We start from the raw sequence: 20,839 nt of genomic DNA, 5'->3' as shown, positions 1-20,839 counted from the left end.
ACGCCGCCCAGTCTTCCTTCAGCTCGAACTCGTTCTCGGTCGACGTCCCGCCAAGCTCGAAGCCCGAGGCCTCGGCCTTGTGCCAACCGGCGTCGATCGCGCCGTACCAGCCCAGCGGATCCGCAGACGCCGCGCCAGCGGCCATCAGGCCGGCGGCCGCGACCGTGGTGAAAAGTTTCAGTTTCATCGTGGTCCTCACGTTTATGATGCCAAAGGCAGCCCGAGGTGCCCCCTCAAGGGCCACTACGGACCCCGAAACGGAGAGCGTGACAGCCGGTTCCCTTTTCGAACACACTCAAGGCGACTGTGGCGCCGTTTCAACATATTCGAAGCCGCGGATCGAGCGATTTCGACGTCGCGCATAGCGGGATGCGGTCGGGCTTGGTCAGATCCCGTTGCCTTTCCGTCGAGTCAGGGCGTTAGGATGGCCCCGTCATTCGAGAGGCCCTCATGCGCGAAGCCGTCATCATCTCCACCGCCCGCACGCCGATCGGGCGCGCCTATCGCGGCGCCTTCAACGACACCCAGGCGCAGAGCCTGGGGGCTCACGCGGTGCGTCACGCCGTGCAACGCGCCGGGATCGATCCCGCGGAGGTCGAGGACGTGGTCATGGGCGCGGCCCTGCAACAGGGATCGACCGGCGCTAATGTGGCCCGCCAGATCGCGCTGGCGGCGGGGCTGCCGGCCACCACGGCGGGCATGACTCTGGATCGACAATGCGCCTCGGGCCTCATGGCCATCGCCACGGCGGCGAAGCAGGTGACGCACGACGGCCAGGTGACGGCGGTGGGCGGCGGACTGGAGTCCATCTCCCTGGTCCAGAATCAGCACATGAACCTGTTCCGCATGAAGGACGAGGCGCTGCTGACGCTGTCGCCGCACATCTACATGTCGATGCTGGAGACCGCCGAGGTGGTGGCCGAGCGCTACGGCATCAGCCGCGAGGCGCAGGACGAGTACGCCCTGCAGTCCCAGCAGCGGACGGCCCATGCCCAGGCCCAAGGACGGCTCCACGCCGAGATCGTGCCGATGACCACGACCATGCAGGTCGTGGACAAGGCCACCGGTCGGACCTCAGCGAAGGAAATCACCTTGTCGAAGGACGAGGGGAACCGCCCGGACACGACGCTGGAAGGGCTTCAGTCGCTGAAGCCCGTCTTCGGCGGCGGAGAGAAGATCGAACAGGGCCGCTTCATCACGGCCGGCAACGCCTCGCAGCTGTCGGACGGCGCCTCGGCAAGCGTGATCATGGAGGCGAAGGAGGCGGCGCGGCGGGGCCTGAATCCGCTCGGCCGCTACGCCGGCATGGCCGTCGCGGGCTGCGAACCGGACGAGATGGGCATCGGGCCGGTCTATGCCGTGCCGCGCCTGTTGGAACGCCACGGCCTGACGGTGGGCGACGTCGGAATCTGGGAACTGAACGAGGCGTTTGCAGTGCAGGTGCTGTACTGCCGGGATCGGCTGGGAATTCCGAACGACCGGCTGAACGTCTCCGGCGGCGCCATCTCGATCGGCCACCCCTATGGCATGTCGGGCGCCCGCATGACCGGCCATGTCCTGATCGAGGGGAAGAGGCGCGGCGCGAAATGGGGCGTCGTCACCATGTGCGTCGGCGGCGGCATGGGGGCCGCCGGGCTGTTCGAGATCTACTGAGCCGCGCCGGTGGCCTGCGTCGCCTCCCATTCGCGGCGCTCGGCCTCCATCTTGGCGTACCAGCGCCCCCGCAACACGGCCGGACGGTGGGGATAGCGGTCGTCCAGAAACTCCGCCTCGACCACGCGGTCGGTGCGGAAGGTGCGGAAGTCGTCGCGCGTCTCGCACCAGCCGACCAGCAGCCGCGTCGTGTCCCGATAGCCGACCAGGCAGGGCCAGATGACGCGCACCGTCTCGCGGCCCTGCTCGTCGGCGTACTGCAGACGCAGCTTGCGCCCGGCGTGGATCCAGGCGCGCACCTTGCCCATGTCCAGCGTCTCGACCTCGCGCTTCCACGTCGGCGGCGAGGCGACGGCAGGTTCGAGCAGCACGGGCCGGAGCTTCTCGGGCACCGTCGCCGCGATCTTGGCGATCAGATCCCGTGCCGCCCGCGCCAAGGCGGGGTCGCCGCGACCGGCCACCCATTGCGCGCCCAGCACCGCCGCCTCGACCTCGTCGGACGTCAGCATCAGGGGCGGCATGTCGAAGCCGCCGTCCAGAACATAGCCGATGCCCGCCTCGCCCCGGATCGGCACCCGCTGACCCATCAGGGTGGCGACGTCGCGATAGATCGACCGCTTCGACGTCTCAAGCTCGGCCGCCATGGCGTCGGCCGTCACCGGCTTGGTCGCCCGTCTCAGCACCTGGATGATCTGGAACAGCCTGTCGGCGCGTCTCATCTTTGTGGCCCTACCGCTCGGCCCGCGGGGCCTCGCTGCTTGAGGGCAGGATGCGCGAAGGCTGCTGACAGCATGCTGGCAGCAAGGTGGCAGTAGATCAATCCCCACCGGCGGCGAGGGGCCGCCTGCGAGGAGGAACGTTCATGCTCACCCTGTTTCACGCGCCCCAGTCGCGGTCCGGCCGCATCGTCTGGCTGCTGGAGGAACTCCGCGCCGCCTATGCGATCGAGCACGTCGACATCTTCCGCGCCATGTCGGGCTCGGGCCGCGCCGACCCGGCCAACCTGCACCCTGACGGCAAGGTCCCGGCGCTGATGCATGACGGGGCGCTGGTCACGGAATCGGCGGCGATCGCCCTGTATCTGACCGACCTGTTTCCGCAAGTCGACCTGGGCGCGCCGGTAGGGTCGCCCGAACGCGGCGCCTATCTGACGTGGCTGGCCTGGACCGCCGGCGAGATGGAGCCGGCCTACTGGTCGAAGATCGAGGGCCGCACCGAGACCGATCCCTTGGCCCGCAAGCGCTACGACCAGGTCAACGCCCGCATTCTGACCGCGCTGAAACACGGGCCTTTTTTGATGGGGCACAGGTTCACGGCGGTGGACGTGATGGTCGGCGGGGCGCTGGCCTGGGGGCTGGAGCACGCGCCGAAGGACGACCTTCTGGACGCCTACGTCGCCCGCGTCGCGGCCCGCCCGGCGAACGCCCGCGCCATGGCCAAGGACGCGCCGCAGACGACCGAAGCGGCGGCCTAGGCCGCCGCCCGCGCGGCGCCGTCGTCGTCCGACGGCCGAGCGACCGACCTGAGCGTGGCGACGAAGTCGTCGCGCCAGGTCGAGACGTCGGTGTCGCGCACCACCTGCATCAGCGCCTCCCACTTCCGGCGGCGTTCGGCCAGGGGCAGGGTCAACGCCCGGTGTATGGCGTCCGACAGCTCCTCGCGGCTGAAAGGATTGACCAGCAGGGCCTCGCCCATCTGTTCGGCCGCGCCGGCGAAGCGCGACAGGATCAGCACGCCGGGATCCTCTGAGTTCTGCGCCGCCACGAACTCCTTGGCGACCAGGTTCATCCCGTCTCGCAGCGGGGTGACGAGCCCCACCCGAGCGGCGCGATAGATGCCGGCCAGCTGGTCGCGGCGATAGGTGCGGTTCAGATAGCGGATCGGCTGCCAGTCCATCTCGGCGTATTCGCCGTTGATGCGGCCGGCCAGCGCGTCCAGCCGGCCCCGGATGTCCTGATAGGCGTCCACCTCGTCACGGCTGATCGGCGTGACCTGCAGCAACAGCACCTCCGACCGCATGGACGGATGCGTCTCCAGGAACTGCTCGTAACCCAGCAGGCGCTGCTCCAGCCCCTTGGAATAGTCGAGCCGATCGACCCCGACGATCAGCTTGCGGAAGGCGGTGGACGCCATCATCCGGTCGTAGGTGCGGGCGCCCAGGGCCGAGTTTCGCGCCTGCTCGAACCCCGCCACATCGATGCCGATGGGGAAGACGCCGGTCTGGACCGTCTTGCCGAACGCTTCCAACGCGTCGAGGGGGAGCAGGCGGCCGTTCACGCTGGGCTCCGACGCGACGTAGTCTCGGAACAGGTCCAGCCATTCGCGCGTGTGAAAGCCGATCAAATCATAGTCGAACATCGACTCAACCAGCCGTCGATGGTGCGGCAGGGTCACCAGCAGCTGCCGCGCCGGCCACGGCGTGTGCAGGAAGAAGCCGATCCGGTTGCGGATTCCCAGCCGCCGCAGATCCCGGGCCAGCGGAAGCATGTGATAGTCGTGCACCCAGATCAGGTCGTCTGACCGGATCAGCGGCGCCAGCGCCTCTGCGAACCGCGCGTTGGTCCGCTCGTATCCCTCGCCATAGGACCGCTCGTAGGCCGTCAGGTCGACGCGGTGGTGGAACAGCGGCCACAGCGTCCTGTTGGCGTAGCCGTTGTAGTATTCATCGACGTCCTGGGCCTCCAGGTCGACGAGGGCCACGGTGACGCCGCCGCGGTCCTCGATCTTTGCCTCCGGCGTCCAGTGCTCCGTAGTCTCGCCGGACCAGCCGAACCAAAGCCCCTCATATTTCCTGAGCGCAGCCGACAGCGCCATGGCCAGACCGCCGGCCGACCCCGCCGCCGAATCCTTCGGCGCCGACACGCGGTTGGAGACGACGATCAGCCGGCCGGTCATCTGACGTCGGTCCACGACCGGCTGAGCAGGATGGCGCAGTTGATGATGCCGACCAGGGAATAGGTCTGCGGATAGTTGCCCCACAGCTCGTGGTCGTTCAGCGAAATGTCCTCGCTGAGCAGGCCGGCGTGCGTCCGGCGACTGAGCATCTGCTCGAAGATTTCCCGAGCCTCCTCGTCGCGGCCGTTCTGGTGCAGGGCCTCGATGAACCAGAAAGTGCAGAAGTTGAACGCCGTCTCGGGTTCGCCGAAATCGTCCGGCTCGACGTAGCGGAACAGGTACGGCCCCTTTTTCAGGTCGCGTTCGATGGCGTCGAAGGTGGCGACCTGCCGCGGGTCCATCGGGTCGAGGAAGCCCAGATCGGTCATCTGCAACAGGCTGGCGTCCAACTCGCGATTGCCGAAACTGGCGGCGAAGCGGCCCTCGTCCTCCAGGAACGCCTCCGTCTCGATCCGTTCCCGGATCTTCGCGGCGCGCGCCCGCCAGTGCTCGGCTCGGTCTTCCAGTTCCAGATGTTTCGCCGCCTTGGACAGGCGGTCGCACGCGGCCCAGCACATGACGGACGAATAGGTGTGGACCCGGGCGATGGTGCGGAACTCCCACAGGCCGGCGTCGACCTGGTCGTGCATCTCGAAGGCACGATCGCCGACCTTTTCCAGGGCGCGGAAGTCCTCGATCGTGCCGGGCCGGATCAGGCGCTGGTCGTAGAAGCTCTGCACCAGGGGCAGGACGATCTGGCCATAGACGTCGTGCTGCAGGTGCTCGCGGGCCTGGTTGCCGACGCGCACCGGCTTCATGCCACGATAGCCTTCGACGCTTTCCACGATCCGCTCGTCGATCTCGGCCTCAAGCCCGACGCCGTAGACCGGTTGAACATGGCCGCCGCCGGAATCGTCCACCAGGTTGCGCAGATAGCCGAGGTAGTTCTCCAGGATGTCGACCGCGCCCAGCCGGTTGAGCGCCCGCACGACGTAGTAGGCGTCGCGGATCCAGCAGTAGCGGTAGTCCCAGTTGCGCCCGCTCTCCGGGAACTCGGGCACCGAGGTGGTCAGGGCCGCGACGATGGCCCCCGTCTCCTCATAGGCGCACAGCTTCAGCGTGATGGCGGCGCGGATCACCGCCTCCTGCCAGTCCAGCGGCAGGTAAAGCTTGCGCACCCACTCGCGCCAATAGCCGATCGTGCGGTCCAGCGCGGCCTGCACGCCCGGGCCGACGTCCTGATCGTAGCCCTCGTCCGGGCCGAAGAAGAAGGCCAGCGGCTTTTCCAGCCTGAAAGTCCGCTCGTTCAGGACGTGCGACACGGGACAGTCGGTCGTCAGCCGGAAGGTGACGTCGGTGCACAGGTAACGGACGTGGTTCGACCCGCTGGTCGTCTCCGCCCGTCGCGCGCCCCAGCCCGCCGAGGGACGAAGCCGCACCGTCACCCGCGGCGCGCCGGACAGGGGCCGCAGCACCCGCCCGAACGCCAGCGGCCGATAGGTCCGGCTGTGCTTGGGGTGACGCGGGGCGAAGTCCAGCAGCTCCAGCGAGGCGCCGTCCCCGGCCGTCATGACGGTTCGCAGCACCGGCGTGTTGCGCACATACGCCTGCTCGACGTGGATGCAGTCCTCCAGCTCCACGTCCCAGAAGCCGTGGTCGGGATCGTGTCCGTCCATCAGGGCCGAAAAGACCGGGTCGCCGTCGACGCGCGGCGCGCAGGCCCAGACGAATCGTCCACGCCGATCGACCAGGGCGCTGATCGCGCAGTTGCCGATGGGGGCCAGATCGAGGTTCGGGATCATGCGGCGCGCACCTTTTCCAGCCAGTCCAGAACCGCCTCGACGTCGGCCAGACCATACCGGGCCGCCGTGTCGCGCGGCTCGCCGACCAGCACGCCGAAACCGCCCAGCGCGACGGCGGCGCGGAAGCCGTGCTCGTCGGTCAGATCGTCGCCGACCATGACGGGCACGCCGCCGGCGAAGGGGGCCTCGCCCATGAAGGCCGTCAGAGCCGTGCCCTTGTCGGCGCCGGGCGTCTTCAGCTCCAGCACCAGCTTGCCGGGCTGCAGCTTCAGCCCCGTGCGGTCGGCGAGGTCGCGAGCCAGCGCCTCCGCCGCCTCGGCGTGACTGGGGTCGCCGCGATAGTGCAGGCCGGCGGCCACGTCCTTGTTCTCGACGATCAGCCCGGGACGGTCGCGGGCGAAGGCCTGGAAGGCGGCGACGGCTTCCTGAACCGCCTCGTGCGGCTCGGTCTCCAGAAGCGTGCCGTCGGCGCGTCGGCGCTCCAGCCCGTGCACGCCCGAGGCGGAGGTCACGGCGCCGTCGGCGATACGATCGATCTCCTCAAGCGGGCGCCCGCTGACGATGGCCACGCGGCCCTCCAGCCGTTCGGACAGGGCGCGCAACACCGCCGAGCGATGGGGGTCGGCGCGGACGGCGTCGGGCGTGGCCGCCAGCGGGGCCAGCACGCCGTCGAGGTCGAGGAAGAGGGCGCCTCCGGGCAGGACGTCAGGCGGCGGCGGGAGGCGCGCGGGCGGGTCTTCGGCGGCCGGCGGAGCGGCGTCGAGCGTCGGTTCTGCAATCCCCATGACGCCCACCGAACGTGCCCCTACGGCCAAGGTTCCGAGAAAGTCCGGGTCCGCGAAACGCCCGCCGCCCGTTGTGCGGGGCCGCGCGATGGGCGAAACCGGAGCCATGAACGACGCCGCCATGATCGATCGCGCCCGCGAGGTGGTCCGCCTGAACGTCTCGGCCCTGCAGGCGCTCGAAGCCTCCGTGGGCGAGGCCGTGGCCCGGGCGGTGGAGGTGGTGCTGTCGCGCCCCGGCTATCTGATCGTCACCGGCATGGGCAAGTCGGGGCACATCGGCGGCAAGATCGCCGCCACCCTGGCGTCGACCGGCACGGCCAGCTTCTTCGTCCACCCGGCGGAGATGAGCCATGGCGACCTGGGCATGCTGCGCGACGACGTCACCCTGCTGGCCCTGTCGAACTCGGGCGAGAGCCGCGAGCTGCGCGATCCGCTGATCTTCTGCCGCCGCAAGGGCATTCCGGTCATCGGCATGACCCAAAGGCCCGACAGTTTCCTGGGCCGCAACTCGACCGTCTGCCTGACGCTGCCGCAGGTGGCCGAGGCCTGTCCCAACGGCCTGGCCCCCACGACCTCGACGCTGATGAGCCTGGCGCTGGGCGACGCGCTCGCCATGGTGCTGATGGACCGGCGCGGCTTCACGGCCCAGGACTTCGGCCTGCACCACCCCGGCGGCAAGCTGGGCATGAGCCTGCAGAGCGTGCGCGACTGGATGGGCGACAGGCCGCCCCTGCCGGCCACGGTCGAGCTGTCCGCGTCGTTCGTGGAAGTGATCTCGGCCATCACCGAGGGGCGCAAGGGCGCCGTCGCGGTGCTGAACGCCGACGGGACTCTGGGCGGCATCGTCACCGACGGCGACGTGCGCCGCGCCTTTTCCCGCGACGGCGACGTCAAGACGCTGACGGCCGCCGATCTCATGAGCCCGCACCCCAAAACGGTGCACCCGGATGCCCGGATGAGCGACGCGCTCGACCTGATGACCCAGAACCGCATCGCCACTCTGCTGGTGGTCGAGGACGCCCGGCCCGTCGCCATCATGCACGTCGCGGAGCTGATGCAGGCGGGCTACGTCAGCTGATGGCCCGCATCTGCGTCGACGGCTTCAACATCGGTCTGAGAAGGACGACCGGCATAGGCGCGTATGGCCGCAACTTGCTGACCGCGCTGGACGGCATGGGGCACGAAACCCAGATCCTCTACGGCCCCCAGGCGAAGCCTTCGAACAGGCCGCTGTTCAACGAGATCGGCCTGATCGACGCGCGTGAGACGAAGGAGAAGGCGATCGATCGCCTGGCCGGGTTGGCGTCCGCCAACGTCGGCCGCACGGCGCATGCCGTTTCGGCCTCCGACGACGTGATCTGGCCGGCCAAGGGCGGGGGGCGTCCTCGCGCCCACGCCTTCTGGACGGCTCAGCGACTGTTCACGACCGCCCAGAAGGCCTTCGCCGCCCAGCGCCGGTTCACGCCCCTTCGCTTCGCCGAGCATCCGGCCGTCGGACGCCCCGACGTCGTGCATTGGACCACGCCCTTGCCGTTGCATGCGACCGGGCGGGCGAACGTGCTCACGATTCACGACCTGATCCCCCTGCGGCTGCCGCACACCACACTGGACGACAAGCGCGCCTTTTTCCGCCTGTGCCGAGAGGCGGCGCGTCGGGCCGACGCCGTCGCCGTCGTGTCGGAGGCGACCCGGCAGGACGTGATCCGGTTGCTGGACGTGCCGGAGGAGAAGCTGATCACAACCTGGCAGGCGGTGGAGATTCCCGCCCGGCTGCGGGATCGCCCTGAAGCGGAGGTGTCCGCCGAGCTCCTGTCCGCCTTCGACCTTGGCTGGAAGAACTACTGGCTGCACTGGGGCGCCATCGAGCCGAAGAAGAACCTCGGCCGGGTGGTGGAGGCCTATCTGACATCCGGTTCGACGCGCCCCCTGATCGTGGTCGGCGGCAAGGGCTGGCTGGAAGAGGATGAGATGGCGCTGATGAAGGCTCATCGTCGTCAGGGCAAGACCGCGCGGCGGCGCATCCGCGCCTTCGACCACCTCCCCTTTTCGCTTCTGGTCTCGCTGATCCGCGGCGCGCGGGGGACCATCTTTCCGTCGATCTACGAAGGGTTCGGCCTGCCGGTGCTGGAATCCATGCTGTTGGACACGCCCGTGATCACTTCGAACGTCGCCGCCCTGCCGGAAGTGGCCGGCGACGCGGCTCTGACGGTCGATCCCTATGACCCGGGGGCCATCTCGCGCGCGATCCGGGCGCTGGACGCCGACGACGCCCTGGCCGCCGATCTGGTGGCGCGCGGGCGCGTGCAGGCGGCCCGGTTCAGCCCGGAGGCGCATCGCGCCCGGCTGGCCGAGCTGTACGCGCGGGTGCTGTGACGCGGGTCCTGTTCGAGGTCGGCCGCCTGATCGGTCGGCGGGACCGGGGCGCTCCCACGGGCGTCGATCGGGTCTGCCTGGCCTACGACCGCTGGCTTCGCGGGCTTAAGGGCGTGACCCTGATCCCCGTCCACACCACCCGCCTTCGCATGACTGCGCTGGAGCCGCGCTGGGTCGCCGAAAGCTTGGACGAGGTGGCCCGCCGGTGGACGGGAGGTCCGGACGCCGTGCCGTCGGTCGAGGAGACCCGGCTTCGCAGGGCGCTGACGGGCGCGCGCCCCATCCGATCGCTGATGGGGCGTCCGGAAGACGCGGAACCCGGCCGGGGTCGACGCACCGTGGAGCGCCTTCTTCGCACGCGTCCCCTGCCGGAACTCCGGCGCGGCGACCGATATGTCGACGTCGGCCATGCGCCCCTGGACGGCTCCTATGGCCTGGCGCGGCTGAGGTCGCAGGGCGTCAAGTCCTTCGTGATGATCCACGACCTGATCCCGGTCTCGCACCCGGAGTTCTGCCGGCCCGGAGAAGGTCCGCGCCATCGGAACCGCGTGCGCGCGGCCCTGACCGACGCCGCGGGGGTGATCGCCAACTCCGCCACGACCGCCGGCGCGTTGGAGCGGTTCGTGGAGCAGGAACGCCTGACGCCGCCACCGATCGCGGCCGCGCCCTTGGGGCTGGAGCCGGTGTTCGCGGCGCCGCGCTGGACGCCGGACGCGGAACCCTGGTTCGTCTGCGTCGGCACGCTGGAGGCGCGCAAGAACCTGGCCTTCCTGCTGACGGTCTGGCGACGGCTGGCCGAGCGCCTGGGCCCCGTCGCGCCGCGCCTGGCCCTGATCGGGCGGCACGGGTGGGAAAACGAGGCGATCCTGGATCATCTGGAGCGGTCGCCGCCGTTGCAGGGGCTGGTGCACCACGCAGCCGAGCTGCCGGACGCGGCGCTGGCGCGGCTGATGGCGGGGGCCCGGGCCGTCCTGGCCCCCTCGGCCGTGGAAGGATTCGACCTGCCGGCGCTGGAGGCTCTGTCCCTCGGCGTGCCGGTGATCGCCTCGGACATTCCGGTGCATCGCGAGCTGGCGCGCGGCGCCCGGCTGGTCGATCCGCTGGACGGTCCGGGCTGGGCCGCGGCGATCGAGGCCTCCTGCGCCGCGCCCGTCGCGGGGCCGACGTTCGCGGCGCCGACCTGGGCCGAGCACTTCGCCCTCGTCGCCAAGCTGGCGGGCCTGCCGGAAGGCCGATAGGGTCACGGCATGACGCGCCGCCTGCTCGCCTTTTGCGCCGCTCTGGCCCTCTCGGCCTGTTCCAGCCTGCCGGCGGACGGGCCGTCCTCGCGCGCGCTGAACCCGGCGGCGACCTATGCCATGGTCGAGCTGGACTATGCGGCGTCGCAGGCGGTGCGGCTGGCGGAGACGCCGGCCGAGGCGGGCCTGAGCGGCGCGGACTTCGCCGGACCGCTGGACCTGATCGGCGTCGACGACGTGCTGAGCGTGTCGATCTATGAGCCCTCCGGCGCCCTGTTCGGAGCGCGCGGATCCGATGGCCGCGTCTCCGGCGGTTCGGAAACCCTGTCCGCCACGGTCGACCGCGAAGGCCGGATCGGCGTGCCGTTCGGCGGGCGCGTGGCTGTGGCCGGGCTGACGTCGTCACAGGCCGCGGAAGCCGTGCGCCGCGCGCTTCAGGGCCGGGTCGGCTCGCCCCAGGTGACCGTGTCGGTGACGGAGCGGCCGTCGAACGGCGTCACCGTGTTGGGCGAGGTCCGCACCCCCGGCCGCGCGGTCCTGCGCACCGGCGCCAGCCGCGTGCTGGACGTGATCGCCCAGGCCGGCGGCGCCTCGCGTCCCGCCGAGGAGGTCGAGGTCCGGCTGCGCCGCGACGGCCGCGAATGGGCCGCGCCCCTGACCGCCGTCCTGTCGCAGTTCGACGCCAACGCCCGCCTGGCGCCCGGCGACCAGCTGGCGCTGATCCACCGCCCGCGCCGCTACTCCGCCTTCGGCGCCCTGGGTCAGGTGACGCAACAGGACATGGGCCCGGGCGAACTGACCCTCGCCGCCGCCCTGGCCCGCACCGGCGGGCTGGCGCCCGACCGCGCCGACGCGCGGCAGGTGCTGGTGTTCCGCTTCGAACGGCCGGAGATCGCGCGCGCCATGACCCTGTCCCAGCCCGTCTCCGCGCGCGGCGTGCCGGTGATCTATCGCCTCGACCTGTCGCGGCCCGACGGGCTGTTCGTCGCGCAAGACTTCGTGGTGCGGCCCGACGACCTGATCTACGTGCCCCGCTCGGGGTCGGCCGAACTGCGCGGCTTCTTCGAACTGGTGCAGAGCGTGACGCGGGTCGTCTACGACGTCTCGGTCACCAGCGCCCTCGACCTGGACTGAGATGAGCCTGTCGGCCACGCTGGACCGGCTGACCGCGATCGAGGCGGCGGCGCTGTCGACCTATGTCAAGCACGGCCTGCCCACCCGCCCCGGCCACTATCGCAAGGGACCGCGCGCGAAGTCCTGGACCTGGCTGGGCGCGGACCTGACCCCCGAGGACCGCTGGGCCGAGGTGCTGGCGCGTCCGCCGGAGCGAGGTTGGCGTCACGCCGCCCTGGCCGACCTGGGCGTCCTGGACGGCCGGCCCGGCCCGCGCCGCGCCTCGGAACGGCTGAAGACGGTCGCGCGCCTGCGGGATCGGCTGATCTCCGGCCATCCGCTGACGCCCGACGACCTTTTGGACGCCCTCGATCTGACTAGGGCGTCGTCCCCGTCGCGCGCATGACGGCGGCTCGCAGTTCGGGGATGCCCGTACCCTTTTCCGACGAGGTCAGCAGGACCTCGGGATAGGCGGCGGGTCGCTTCGACACCGCCTTCAGCGTCGCCTCGGCGACCTTCTGGCCTTCATGCGGCTTGATCTTGTCGGCCTTGGTCAGGACGATCTGATAGCTGACCGCCGACAGGTCCAACGCGTCCAGCGCCTCGTCGTCGACCGTCTTCAGGCCATGGCGCGCGTCGATCAGCAGATAGACCCGCTTCAGCGTCACCCGCCCGCGCAGATAGTCGCGGCCCAGATTCTGGAACCGCTTGACCTCGCCCTTGGACGCCTTGGCCCAGCCGTAGCCGGGCAGGTCGACCAACCGCATCTTGCCGTCCAGGTCGAAGAAGTTGACCTCGCGCGTGCGGCCGGGCTCGGTCGAGGCGCGGGCCAGCTTGTGCATGCCGACCAGGGCGTTGATCAGGCTGGACTTGCCCACGTTGGACCGCCCGGCGAAGGCGATCTCCGGCAGGTCCGGCTCCGGCAGCTGCTCGATCTTGGCGCAGCCCAGGACGAAGGTGGCGGGCCGGGCGAACAGGACGCGCGCGGCCTCGATCTCCGCCTCGTGTTCGGCCTGCTCTTCAGGCGTCACGCCGCCTTCTTCCGGATGTGCTTGTCGATGAAGCCGTCGATCGGGTTCGGCGCCTTGAAGCGGTGCATGATGACGTACTGCTGCAGGATCGACAGGATGTTGTTCCAGATCCAGTAGACCAGCAGGCCGGCCGCGAACGGGGCCATGATGAAGGTGAAGACGAACGGCAGGAAGGCGAAGATCTGCTTCTGCACCGGGTCCGGCGGCGGCGGGTTCATCGCCTGCTGCAGCCACATGGTGAAGCCGTAGACGATGGCCAGAACGCCCAGTCCCAACGCGCCGACCAGCAGCCCGCCGATCACCGGCGCCGACGCCGGATCCCACGGGATCAGGCCGAACAGGTTCCAGATGTTGGACGGATCGCGCGCCGACAGATCCCGGATCCAGCCGAAGAAGGGCGCGTGCCGCACCTCGATGGTCACGAACAGCACCTTGTACAGGGCGTAGAAGACCGGGATCTGGATCAGGATCGGAATGCAGCCGGCCAGCGGATTGATCTTCTCGCGCTGGTACAGGGCCATCAGCTCCTGCTGCTGCTTCTGCGGGTCCTTGCCGTGCTTGGCCTTGATCTCCTCCATCTTGGGCTGGAGGTTCCGCATCTTGGACAGGCTCTCATAGGCCTTGTTGGCCAGCGGGAAGAGCAGCAGCTTGACCACCACCGTCAGCGCCAGGATCGCCAGGCCGACGTTGCCCAAAAGGCCGTAGAAGAAGTCCAGCGTGATCAGCACCGGCCGGGTTAGGAAGAACAGGAAGCCCCAGTCGATCGCATAGACGAAGCGGGGCAGCCCCAGCTCCTTCTCATAGGCCGACAGCACGTCGTTGACCTTGGCCCCAGCGAACAGGCGCTGCTCATACGTCGTTTGCATACCGGGGTTGATGGTTCGGTCGAGGCCCCGCGCTGTGGCGGAATAGGTGTCGTAGGGCTCGCCGTACTCATCACCGTCGCGGACCCGGAACGCGGCTTCCACGCGCTGATCCTGATTGGGTATGACTGCCGCCAGCCAGTATTTGTCGGTGATGCCCAGCCAGCCGCCAACCGACTCCTGCTCCTCCACCGGCTTCTTCACCCAGGCGCCGTACTTCAGCTGCGTGGTCGTGTAGCCGCTGCCGTCGTCGCTGAAGGTGCCGATGGCGCCCTCGTGCAGGATCTGCTGCTTGCCCAGATCGGCCGGCACGCCCAGTCGTTCGACCCGGCCCCAGGGGCGCAGGGTGATCGGGGCGGTGGAGAAGTTGGCGACGGTGTCGCGCACGGTGAAGACGTAGCGGTCGTCCACCGAGATGCGGCGCGTGAAGCGCAGGCCCGCGCCGTTGTCCCACGTCAGAGTGACCGGTGTGGTCGGCGTCAGGGTCGAGCCTTCGGTCAGACGCCACGGGGTCGTCGGACCCGGCACGCCGCCGGCGACGTTGGCCCCTGTCCAGCCGAACAAGGCCTGATAGGCGTTGTTCATGCCCTGCGGACGGAACAGTTCGACGGGCTGGGAGTCCGCCGCGATCGTCTCGCGGTACTGGGTCAGATACAGGTCGTCGACGCGGCCGCCGATCAGCGAGATCGAGCCCTTCAGCGTCGGCGTCTGGACGATCACGCGCTGCGACTGCTGGCCGGTGACGGCGTCGGTGGCCAAGGCCTGGGCGCGGTCGACGACCACGGGGCGCGGGGCGGCGGTGGCCGGGGCGCCGGGTTCGCCGGCCGCGACGGGCGCGCCGTCCGGCGAGACCGAGGCCGAGGCCTCCTGCCGCGCTTGGAGCGCCGCCTTGCGCCGCTCGGCCTGCGGGCCGAGGACGAAGAACTGGTAGCCGATCAGGAAGATCGCCGTGACGACCACGAAGATGATCGTGTTGCGGCCGTTTTCGTCTCTCATGAGGTCAGGCGTCCTGGTCGGGCGATGAGGGCGGCGCGGCGGGCGCGCGGTCCGGGGCCGGGGTCGGCCGCGGGGTCGCCAGCCTTGTAAGGGCGGAACTCACGTCGTCAAGCAAACGGGTCCAGTCCCTGTCGGCCGTGCCCATGCGGGCCACCAGCACATAGTCGCTGCCGGGCGTCGCCAACAGGGGCAGAAGCGTGCGCGCCGCCTCCCTGAGCCGCCGTTTGGCGCGGTTGCGGACGACCGCCCCGCCGATCTTGCGCGTCGCGGTGAAGCCGACGCCCACCGCCGGATCGCCGTCGGCCCGGTCCAGCCGCTGGACGACCACGGCGCCGCGCGCCTCCGAACGGCCCTTGGCGGCCGCCAGAAACTGGGGCCGCCGCGTCAGGCGTCGGATTGTCAGGGGTTCGTCCATCGGTCCTCCCCCTGCGGGAGAGGGGTCAGGCCGCTCAGGCCGTCAGGCGCTTGCGGCCCTTGGCGCGACGGCGCGCGACGATCTTCTGGCCATTCTTGGTGGCCATGCGCGCGCGGAAGCCGTGACGGCGCTTGCGCACGAGTCGGGACGGCTGATAGGTCCGCTTCACGGTCGGCTCCAGAAACAAGTGGGCGGGCGGAACATTCGTAACGAGCGTCCGCCGCGGGAGGCGGGCGTATAGGGCCATCGGGGCGCGCCTGTCAACGCCGCGGCCCCGATCGGTTCCAGGAGATCGCGCAGCGGAATGGCCCGGGTTCGACGGTTTCTGCCCCTGCTGATCCTGCTGGCCGCCCTGGCGCTGGTCTTCGCCATGGGCTGGAACCGCTATCTGTCGCTGGATGTGGTGCGCGACCACGGCGCCTTTCTGAGGGCCTTCGTGGCCGAGAACTACGCCCTGTCGCTGTTGCTGCTGATCCTGATCTTCGCCGCCCTGACGGCCAGCGTGGTGCCGGGCGTGGTCTTCATCACCGTGACCGCCGGCTATCTGTTCGGACCGTGGGTCGGCGGCGTCGCCACCGCCTTCGCCGCGACGCTGGGCGCGCTGGGAGTCTATGCGGTCGGCCGCACGGCGCTCGGCGAGGGCTTCCGCCGCAAGGCGCGCGAGGCGGACGCGGGCCTGATGAGGAAGATCTGCGACGGGGTCGACCGCGACGCCTTCTGGTACGTTCTGGTGGCGCGCCTGATCGTCAGCGTGCCCTTCCACCTGATCAACGTCGCCGCCGGCCTGGTCGCCGCGCCGATCCGGCCGTACGCCCTGGCGACCTTCCTCGGCCTGCTGCCGGCCCACACCATTTATTGCTGGATCGGGTCCGGGCTGAACGAGGTGCTGGCGGAGAACCCCGATCCCGATCTGGCCGCCCTGTTCGGCGAGTTCATGTGGCCGTTGCTCGGGGTGGCCTTCCTGTCGATCCTGTTGCCCCTGATCCTGAAGCTGGTGCAGCGCAGGCGCGGGGAGCCGTCGACGTGAGCCCCGCGGACGTCCTCCGGCGGCTCCGCGGCGTGCGGCTGCGCCCGCCGTCCACGAAGGGGCTGGCGGGCCGGCTGCTGCTGCTGACCGTGGCCTTCACCCTGGCGGTGGAGGTGCTGATCGTGGCGCCGGGCGCCGCCTCCTTCCACGAGCGCTGGCTGCTGGACCGGCTGCAGGCGGCCGAGCTGGCCTCGGTCGGGGTCGAGGCCCTGCCGTATTCCATGGTCGAGGACGAGACCGCCGAGGAACTGCTGGCCATCGGCGGGGTGCAGGCCGTGGTCGTGGGCGAGCAGGGCGTGCGGCGCCTGCTGCTGCAGGCCCCCAACCTGCCGCGCGCGCCGGAGCTGATCGACCTGCGCCGTCGGGGCACGGCCGCACGGCTGGCGGACCCCTGGCGCACCCTGTTCGGCCACCCGGACCGGTCGCTGCGGGTGCAGGCGCGGCCCCGCTACCGCTCGGGCGACTACATCGAGATCCTGGCGCCGGCCGAGCCGCTGAAGCGCGAACTGGCGGCCTATCTGGCCAACAGCCTCTTGCTGTCGTTGCTGCTGTCCGCGCTGGCGGGGGGTCTGCTGTACGCCGGCCTGGCGTTTCTGGTCCTGCGGCCGCTGGCGCGGGTGACCCAGTCGATCGAAAGCTTCGCCGCCGACCCGGAGGGTAAGCCCGCCTCGCCGTCGACCCGCGACGACGAGATCGGCCGCGTCGAGCGCGAGCTGGCCCGGATGCAGGAGGAGGTCCGTCAATCGTTGCGCAGCCGCGCCCGGCTGGCGGCCCTGGGCGAGGCGGTGGCCAAGATCAATCATGACCTGCGCAACATGCTGACCTCGGCCCAGATCGCGTCCGAGCGGCTGTCCGCCTCCAGCGACCCGGCGGTGGCCAAGGCCGTGCCGCGACTGGAGCGGGCGCTGGGCCGCGCCGCCGCCCTGACCCGCAACGTGCTGGACTACGGCAAATCCGAGGAACCGGCGGCCCAGCCGCAGCGGCTGGCGCTTGCCCCCGCTCTGACCACGGCCGCCGAGGACGCGGGGCTGGGCGACGGGGTGCGACTGAGCAAGTCCTTGCCTGCCCGCTTCACCGTGGAGGCCGATCCGGACCAGCTGAACCGCATCCTGGTCAACCTGTTCCGCAACGCGCGTCAGGCCATCGAGGGCGACGCCGCACGCAAGGCGACCGGTCGCGGCCCCGGCCGCATCCGGGTCTCCGCCGAGCATCGCGACGGCCTGGCCGTGATCCGCATCGCGGACGACGGGCCGGGCATTCCGGAGCGCATACGGACGCGGCTGTTCCAGCCCTTCGTCTCCGGCGCGGGGCCCGAGGGAACGGGGCTGGGCCTGTCGATCGCGCGCGAGTTGGCGGTCGGCCACGGCGGCGACCTGCGCCTCGTCGAGACCGGGCCGAACGGCACCGTTTTTGAACTGGCCTTGCCGTCGTGAGTTTCCGCTCCATCGGCCGGCGCGTCCGCCGGCGCTCAGATGGAGGATGTTCCATGCGTTTCGTGATCGTCGCCGCGGCCCTCGCCGCCTTCGCCGCCCCCGCTCTGGCTCAGGACCCCACCGACCCCAACGGCGACAAGCGCACCCATGAGCTGAACGCCGAGGTCAAGGCGCGGCTCGACGCCCAGACCGCCGCCGAGGCTCGCGCCCAGGCCGAATATCAGGCCGCCCAGGCGAAGTATGAAGCCGACATGGCCGCCCATCGCGCCGCCATGGCGCGCTACGAAGCCTGCGTCGCCGGCGACCAGTCGGCCTGCACTCCCGCGACCGGCTCGTGATTGATCGGAGGGCATGGCGGGTCGTAAGAGGCCCGCCATGTCCTCCCCCGACCTTTCCGATCAGCCCTCCGGCCCGCCCGTCGGCCGGGTCATCGCCATGCCGGCCGACACCAACCCCGAAGGCGACATCTTCGGCGGCTGGCTGCTGGCGCACATGGATCTGGCCGGCGCCACGCCCGCCTTCGAGCGCGCCCAGGGCCGCTGCGTCACCGTGGCCGTCGACGCCATGGTGTTCCACCAGCCCGTGGCCGTCGGCGACGAGGTGTCGATCCACGCCCGCGTCGTCTCCACCGGCCGCACCTCGATCCGCGTCCATGTCGAGGCGTGGAAGCGCTCGCGCAATCAGGCCCACGCCCAGTCCATGCGCGTGACCGAGGGCGTCTTCACCTACGTCGCCATCGACGCCGACCGGCGGCCACGGGTGCTGCCGGAGGCCGCCGCGTGACCGTCGTCATCCTGACCCCCGATCCCGGCGATCCCTCCTACGCCGGCCAGTGGCCCGACGTTCTCACCCGGCATCAGGCCGCGTTGGCCGGCGCGGGCGTGCAGTCCCGGTCTGAGGCCTGGACCGACCATGTCTTGAGCGGCAAGGCGCTGGCCGAGGCTCCGCTGGTCCTGCCGCTGGTGGCCTGGGGCTATCACCGCGACCACGCCCTCTGGACCGCCGCCTGCGCCGCCTGGGCCCGTGACGGCGTGCGCATGCTCAATCCGCCCGACGTGCTCAGCTGGAACTCCGACAAGTCCTACCTTGGCCGGCTGGCCGGGCGCGGCGTGCCGATCCCTCTGACGGTCTGGGTCGACGCCCCGACCCAGGCCGACGTCGACACCGCCTTCGACCGCTTCGACACGGACCGGCTGGTGGTGAAGCCCCGCGTCTCCGGCGGCGCGTGGAAGACCCTGCGCCTGTCGCGCGGCCAGCCCCTTTTCGACGCCCCCGACGGCCCCGCGCTGATCCAGCCTTATCTCCCGTCCATCGAGACCGAAGGCGAGACCAGCCTGCTGTTCTTCGACCGCCGCTTCAGCCACGCGGTTCGCAAGACCCCCGTCCCGGGCGAGTTCCGCATCCAGGTCCAGTTCGGCGGCCGCTATCGGTCGGTGGAGCCCCCGCCTGAGGCCCTAGCCCTTGCCGGGACCGTGCTGGCCGGCATCGACGAGGACCTCCTCTACGCCCGCATCGACATGGCCCGCGCCCCCGACGGCGGCTGGCTGCTGATGGAGGCTGAACTGATCGAGCCCGACCTCTATCTGGCCCAGGCGCCGGACGGCGGGGCGGCCTTCGCGCTGGCGGTGGCGAGGCGGCTCTAGGCCGGCATATCCACGAATTCCCCCCGGCTCGGGCACAGGTCCGAGATCACGCACGCCTCGCACTTCGGCCGGCGCGCCAGGCAGGTGTAGCGGCCGTGCAGGATCAGCCAGTGGTGCGCCTTGGGCAGCCAGGCGTCGGGCACCACCTTGTGCAGTTGCGCCTCCACCTTGTCCGGCGTCGCGGCGTTCGCCAGTCCCAGCCGGTGCGAGACGCGGAACACGTGGGTGTCCACGGCGATGGCGGGCTCGATCCCCAGCTCGTTCAGGACCACGCTGGCCGTCTTGCGCCCCACGCCCGGAAGGGCCTGAAGGTCTTGGCGGTTCAACGGCACCTGCCCGCCGTGCTGTTCCAGCACGATCCGGCTCAGGGCGATGACGTTCTTCGCCTTGTTCCGGTACAGGCCGATCGAGGCGATGAAGGGGATCAGCCCTTCTTCCCCCAGCGCCAGCATCTTCTCCGGCGTGTCGGCGGTGGCGAACAGTTTCGCGGTCGCCTTGTTGACGCTGACGTCGGTCGCCTGGGCCGACAAGGCGACGGCGACCGTAAGGGTGTAGGGATCGGTGAAGTCCAGCTCGGTCTTCGGTTCGGGCATCACGGCCGACAGCCGTGTGAAGATCGCCTCGACCCGGTCCTCGTCCGGCGGCCAGCCCAGCCGGCGCGGGGCAGACTTCGGCGTCTTCGCGGCGCGTTTCGGCGCGGACTTCGGGGCTGGCCTGGCCATGCCCCCTCGTCGCCGCCTCGCGGCGTCCGGTCAAGGCGACGGTTGGAACCGGCGTCCGCCAGGTCTAAGCACGCCGCAGTTCCCCTGGAGTCCCCCATGCTGATTCACTTCTCTTCCTGGCCCGAGATCGACGCGCGGCTGAAAGCCACCAAGACCGTCGTCGTCCCCATCGGCTCCAACGAGCAGCACGGTCCGACAGGCCTGCTCGGCACCGACTGGATGTGCCCGGAGATCATCGTCCATGCGGCCGAAGCCTCGGACGAAAGCCTGATCGTCGCGCCGACCTTCAACATCGGCATGGCCCAGCACCACCTGGCCTTCGCGGGCACCATCTCGCTGCGCCCCTCCACCTTCATGGCCGCCATCACCGACTGGGTGCACTCGCTGAACCGCCACGGGTTCGAGCGGATCTATTTCCTGAACGGCCACGGCGGCAACGTCGCCACCATCGAGGCGACCTTCGCTGAAATCTACGCCGAATGGAGCTTCGCCGAGGATCATCCCGGCTTCGCCCTGAAGCTCCGCAACTGGTGGGATCTGCCGGGCGTCACCCCCCTTTGCAACCGCTTGTTCCCGACCGGCCACGGCATGCACGCCACGCCCTCCGAGATCGCCGTGACCCAGGCCGCATGGCCCGACCGCATCAAGACCGCACCGGAGATGACGCCCAGGATCGCGCCCGTCGGCCCGATCCGCGACGCGCTCGACTACCGCGCCCGTTTCCCCGACGGCCGCATCGGCTCCGACCCGACGCTGGCGTCTCCCGAGCACGGCCGCACCATCATCGACGCCGCCGTGCCCGCCCTGCTGAAGGACGTGGCCGAGTTTTCGGCCGAGGCCTTGCCGGGAGTCTGAAACGAGCGCACCTCTG

22 protein-coding genes and 1 pseudogene are annotated in these 20,839 nt (G+C 70.2%); 13 read left to right on the top strand and 10 right to left on the bottom strand.

Annotation, left to right across the window (positions count from 1 at the left end; all coding sequences use genetic code 11):
* Positions 1 to 187: pseudogene (locus VGN45_RS00200) on the bottom strand (cell envelope biogenesis protein OmpA); the annotation flags it as partial.
* 263 nt (positions 188 to 450) lie between these two features.
* On the opposite strand from VGN45_RS00200, the gene VGN45_RS00195 reads away from it, so the two are divergent.
* Positions 451 to 1,653, top strand: coding sequence for an acetyl-CoA C-acyltransferase (locus VGN45_RS00195; protein WP_327458189.1), 1,203 nt, complete (start codon positions 451 to 453; stop codon positions 1,651 to 1,653).
* Here VGN45_RS00195 and VGN45_RS00190 read toward each other — a convergent pair.
* Positions 1,647 to 2,372 (bottom strand): YafY family protein, encoded by a 726-nt coding sequence (locus VGN45_RS00190; RefSeq protein WP_327458188.1) that lies wholly within the window; start codon positions 2,370 to 2,372, stop codon positions 1,647 to 1,649. The genes VGN45_RS00195 and VGN45_RS00190 overlap by 7 nt on opposite strands.
* A 143-nt stretch (positions 2,373 to 2,515) precedes the next feature.
* Here VGN45_RS00190 and VGN45_RS00185 point away from each other — a divergent pair, with 143 nt between their 5' ends.
* Entirely contained in the window at positions 2,516 to 3,127 is a 612-nt protein-coding gene (locus VGN45_RS00185; protein ID WP_327458187.1) for a glutathione S-transferase family protein, read from the top strand.
* Here the strand turns inward: VGN45_RS00185 and VGN45_RS00180 are convergent.
* The 3 genes from VGN45_RS00180 to otsB are packed head-to-tail and all read right to left on the bottom strand — an operon-like array spanning position 3,124 to position 7,114.
* The gene (locus VGN45_RS00180) at positions 3,124 to 4,548 is read right to left on the bottom strand and encodes an alpha,alpha-trehalose-phosphate synthase (UDP-forming) (protein WP_327458186.1); all 1,425 of its coding nucleotides are present in this window, start codon (positions 4,546 to 4,548) and stop codon (positions 3,124 to 3,126) included. The genes VGN45_RS00185 and VGN45_RS00180 overlap by 4 nt on opposite strands.
* The gene (locus tag VGN45_RS00175; RefSeq protein WP_327458185.1) at positions 4,545 to 6,329 is read right to left on the bottom strand and encodes a glycoside hydrolase family 15 protein; all 1,785 of its coding nucleotides are present in this window, start codon (positions 6,327 to 6,329) and stop codon (positions 4,545 to 4,547) included. Before VGN45_RS00175 ends, VGN45_RS00180 begins: the two co-directional genes overlap by 4 nt.
* A complete protein-coding gene (otsB, locus tag VGN45_RS00170) occupies positions 6,326 to 7,114 on the bottom strand; it encodes a trehalose-phosphatase (RefSeq protein WP_327458184.1) in 789 nt (262 codons plus the stop codon). The genes VGN45_RS00175 and otsB overlap by 4 nt, the downstream gene beginning before the upstream one ends.
* 106 nt (positions 7,115 to 7,220) lie before the next feature.
* Here otsB and VGN45_RS00165 point away from each other — a divergent pair, with 106 nt between their 5' ends.
* Genes VGN45_RS00165 through VGN45_RS00145 form a run of 5 tightly spaced genes read left to right on the top strand, consistent with a single transcriptional unit; the run spans position 7,221 to position 12,244 of the window.
* On the top strand, positions 7,221 to 8,192 hold the full coding sequence (locus tag VGN45_RS00165; protein ID WP_327458183.1) for a KpsF/GutQ family sugar-phosphate isomerase: 972 nt from the start codon (positions 7,221 to 7,223) through the stop codon (positions 8,190 to 8,192).
* Positions 8,192 to 9,487 carry a glycosyltransferase family 1 protein gene (locus VGN45_RS00160; RefSeq protein WP_327458182.1) on the top strand — a complete coding sequence of 432 codons (1,296 nt, stop codon included), beginning with the start codon at positions 8,192 to 8,194 and terminating at the stop codon, positions 9,485 to 9,487. The genes VGN45_RS00165 and VGN45_RS00160 overlap by 1 nt, the downstream gene beginning before the upstream one ends.
* Complete coding sequence (locus tag VGN45_RS00155; protein WP_327458181.1) at positions 9,484 to 10,725, top strand: glycosyltransferase family 1 protein; 1,242 nt, start codon at positions 9,484 to 9,486, stop codon at positions 10,723 to 10,725. Before VGN45_RS00160 ends, VGN45_RS00155 begins: the two co-directional genes overlap by 4 nt.
* 9 nt (positions 10,726 to 10,734) lie before the next feature.
* Complete coding sequence (locus tag VGN45_RS00150; protein WP_327458180.1) at positions 10,735 to 11,859, top strand: polysaccharide biosynthesis/export family protein; 1,125 nt, start codon at positions 10,735 to 10,737, stop codon at positions 11,857 to 11,859.
* Between the two features lies 1 nt (position 11,860).
* Positions 11,861 to 12,244, top strand: coding sequence for a hypothetical protein (locus tag VGN45_RS00145; protein WP_327458179.1), 384 nt, complete (start codon positions 11,861 to 11,863; stop codon positions 12,242 to 12,244).
* Here VGN45_RS00145 and yihA read toward each other — a convergent pair.
* From yihA to rpmH, 4 genes are read right to left on the bottom strand one after another with little or no spacing between them, the layout of a single operon-like run.
* Positions 12,216 to 12,869, bottom strand: a complete 654-nt coding sequence (gene yihA / locus VGN45_RS00140) for a ribosome biogenesis GTP-binding protein YihA/YsxC (protein ID WP_327458178.1) — start codon at positions 12,867 to 12,869, stop codon at positions 12,216 to 12,218. The two genes, VGN45_RS00145 and yihA, sit on opposite strands and share 29 nt — an antisense overlap.
* Positions 12,866 to 14,728: a membrane protein insertase YidC gene (gene yidC, locus VGN45_RS00135; protein WP_327458177.1), complete on the bottom strand. Its 1,863-nt coding sequence runs from the start codon at positions 14,726 to 14,728 to the stop codon at positions 12,866 to 12,868. Before yidC ends, yihA begins: the two co-directional genes overlap by 4 nt.
* 4 nt (positions 14,729 to 14,732) lie before the next feature.
* Complete coding sequence (rnpA, locus tag VGN45_RS00130; protein ID WP_327458176.1) at positions 14,733 to 15,143, bottom strand: ribonuclease P protein component; 411 nt, start codon at positions 15,141 to 15,143, stop codon at positions 14,733 to 14,735.
* Positions 15,144 to 15,177: 34 nt separating this feature from the next.
* The gene (gene rpmH / locus VGN45_RS00125) at positions 15,178 to 15,312 is read right to left on the bottom strand and encodes a 50S ribosomal protein L34 (protein WP_125255230.1); all 135 of its coding nucleotides are present in this window, start codon (positions 15,310 to 15,312) and stop codon (positions 15,178 to 15,180) included.
* Between the two features lie 135 nt (positions 15,313 to 15,447).
* Between rpmH and VGN45_RS00120 the strand changes: the two genes are divergently transcribed.
* From VGN45_RS00120 to VGN45_RS00100, 5 genes are read left to right on the top strand one after another with little or no spacing between them, the layout of a single operon-like run.
* On the top strand, positions 15,448 to 16,170 hold the full coding sequence (locus tag VGN45_RS00120) for a TVP38/TMEM64 family protein (RefSeq protein ID WP_327458175.1): 723 nt from the start codon (positions 15,448 to 15,450) through the stop codon (positions 16,168 to 16,170).
* The gene (locus VGN45_RS00115) at positions 16,167 to 17,603 is read left to right on the top strand and encodes a HAMP domain-containing sensor histidine kinase (RefSeq protein ID WP_327458174.1); all 1,437 of its coding nucleotides are present in this window, start codon (positions 16,167 to 16,169) and stop codon (positions 17,601 to 17,603) included. Before VGN45_RS00120 ends, VGN45_RS00115 begins: the two co-directional genes overlap by 4 nt.
* Positions 17,604 to 17,656: 53 nt before the next feature.
* Positions 17,657 to 17,941, top strand: a complete 285-nt coding sequence (locus VGN45_RS00110; protein WP_327458173.1) for a hypothetical protein — start codon at positions 17,657 to 17,659, stop codon at positions 17,939 to 17,941.
* 37 nt (positions 17,942 to 17,978) lie between these two features.
* The gene (locus VGN45_RS00105) at positions 17,979 to 18,386 is read left to right on the top strand and encodes an acyl-CoA thioesterase (RefSeq protein ID WP_327458172.1); all 408 of its coding nucleotides are present in this window, start codon (positions 17,979 to 17,981) and stop codon (positions 18,384 to 18,386) included.
* Entirely contained in the window at positions 18,383 to 19,246 is an 864-nt protein-coding gene (locus VGN45_RS00100; protein ID WP_327458171.1) for a transporter, read from the top strand. The genes VGN45_RS00105 and VGN45_RS00100 overlap by 4 nt, the downstream gene beginning before the upstream one ends.
* On the opposite strand, the gene nth is transcribed toward VGN45_RS00100, so the two are convergent.
* A complete protein-coding gene (nth, locus tag VGN45_RS00095) occupies positions 19,243 to 19,968 on the bottom strand; it encodes an endonuclease III (protein ID WP_327458170.1) in 726 nt (241 codons plus the stop codon). The genes VGN45_RS00100 and nth overlap by 4 nt on opposite strands.
* A gap of 96 nt (positions 19,969 to 20,064) precedes the next feature.
* Here nth and VGN45_RS00090 point away from each other — a divergent pair, with 96 nt between their 5' ends.
* Positions 20,065 to 20,823 (top strand): creatininase family protein, encoded by a 759-nt coding sequence (locus tag VGN45_RS00090; RefSeq protein WP_327458169.1) that lies wholly within the window; start codon positions 20,065 to 20,067, stop codon positions 20,821 to 20,823.
* Positions 20,824 to 20,839: the final 16 nt, after the last annotated feature.

It is taken from the genome of Brevundimonas sp. (genome assembly GCF_035999125.1).
In the GTDB taxonomy this organism is placed as follows: domain Bacteria; phylum Pseudomonadota; class Alphaproteobacteria; order Caulobacterales; family Caulobacteraceae; genus Brevundimonas.
This window is presented reverse-complemented; position numbering and strand designations above follow the sequence as displayed.

Coding starts and splice junctions, on each gene's coding strand:
- VGN45_RS00195 (WP_327458189.1), top strand. CDS start 451: ATGCGCGAAGCCGTCATCATCTCCACCGCCCGCACGCCGATCGGGCGC.
- VGN45_RS00190 (WP_327458188.1), bottom strand. CDS start 2,372: ATGAGACGCGCCGACAGGCTGTTCCAGATCATCCAGGTGCTGAGACGG.
- VGN45_RS00185 (WP_327458187.1), top strand. CDS start 2,516: ATGCTCACCCTGTTTCACGCGCCCCAGTCGCGGTCCGGCCGCATCGTC.
- VGN45_RS00180 (WP_327458186.1), bottom strand. CDS start 4,548: ATGACCGGCCGGCTGATCGTCGTCTCCAACCGCGTGTCGGCGCCGAAG.
- VGN45_RS00175 (WP_327458185.1), bottom strand. CDS start 6,329: ATGATCCCGAACCTCGATCTGGCCCCCATCGGCAACTGCGCGATCAGC.
- otsB (WP_327458184.1), bottom strand. CDS start 7,114: ATGGGGATTGCAGAACCGACGCTCGACGCCGCTCCGCCGGCCGCCGAA.
- VGN45_RS00165 (WP_327458183.1), top strand. CDS start 7,221: ATGAACGACGCCGCCATGATCGATCGCGCCCGCGAGGTGGTCCGCCTG.
- VGN45_RS00160 (WP_327458182.1), top strand. CDS start 8,192: ATGGCCCGCATCTGCGTCGACGGCTTCAACATCGGTCTGAGAAGGACG.
- VGN45_RS00150 (WP_327458180.1), top strand. CDS start 10,735: ATGACGCGCCGCCTGCTCGCCTTTTGCGCCGCTCTGGCCCTCTCGGCC.
- VGN45_RS00145 (WP_327458179.1), top strand. CDS start 11,861: ATGAGCCTGTCGGCCACGCTGGACCGGCTGACCGCGATCGAGGCGGCG.
- yidC (WP_327458177.1), bottom strand. CDS start 14,728: ATGAGAGACGAAAACGGCCGCAACACGATCATCTTCGTGGTCGTCACG.
- rnpA (WP_327458176.1), bottom strand. CDS start 15,143: ATGGACGAACCCCTGACAATCCGACGCCTGACGCGGCGGCCCCAGTTT.
- VGN45_RS00120 (WP_327458175.1), top strand. CDS start 15,448: ATGGCCCGGGTTCGACGGTTTCTGCCCCTGCTGATCCTGCTGGCCGCC.
- VGN45_RS00110 (WP_327458173.1), top strand. CDS start 17,657: ATGCGTTTCGTGATCGTCGCCGCGGCCCTCGCCGCCTTCGCCGCCCCC.
- VGN45_RS00105 (WP_327458172.1), top strand. CDS start 17,979: ATGTCCTCCCCCGACCTTTCCGATCAGCCCTCCGGCCCGCCCGTCGGC.
- nth (WP_327458170.1), bottom strand. CDS start 19,968: ATGGCCAGGCCAGCCCCGAAGTCCGCGCCGAAACGCGCCGCGAAGACG.
- VGN45_RS00090 (WP_327458169.1), top strand. CDS start 20,065: ATGCTGATTCACTTCTCTTCCTGGCCCGAGATCGACGCGCGGCTGAAA.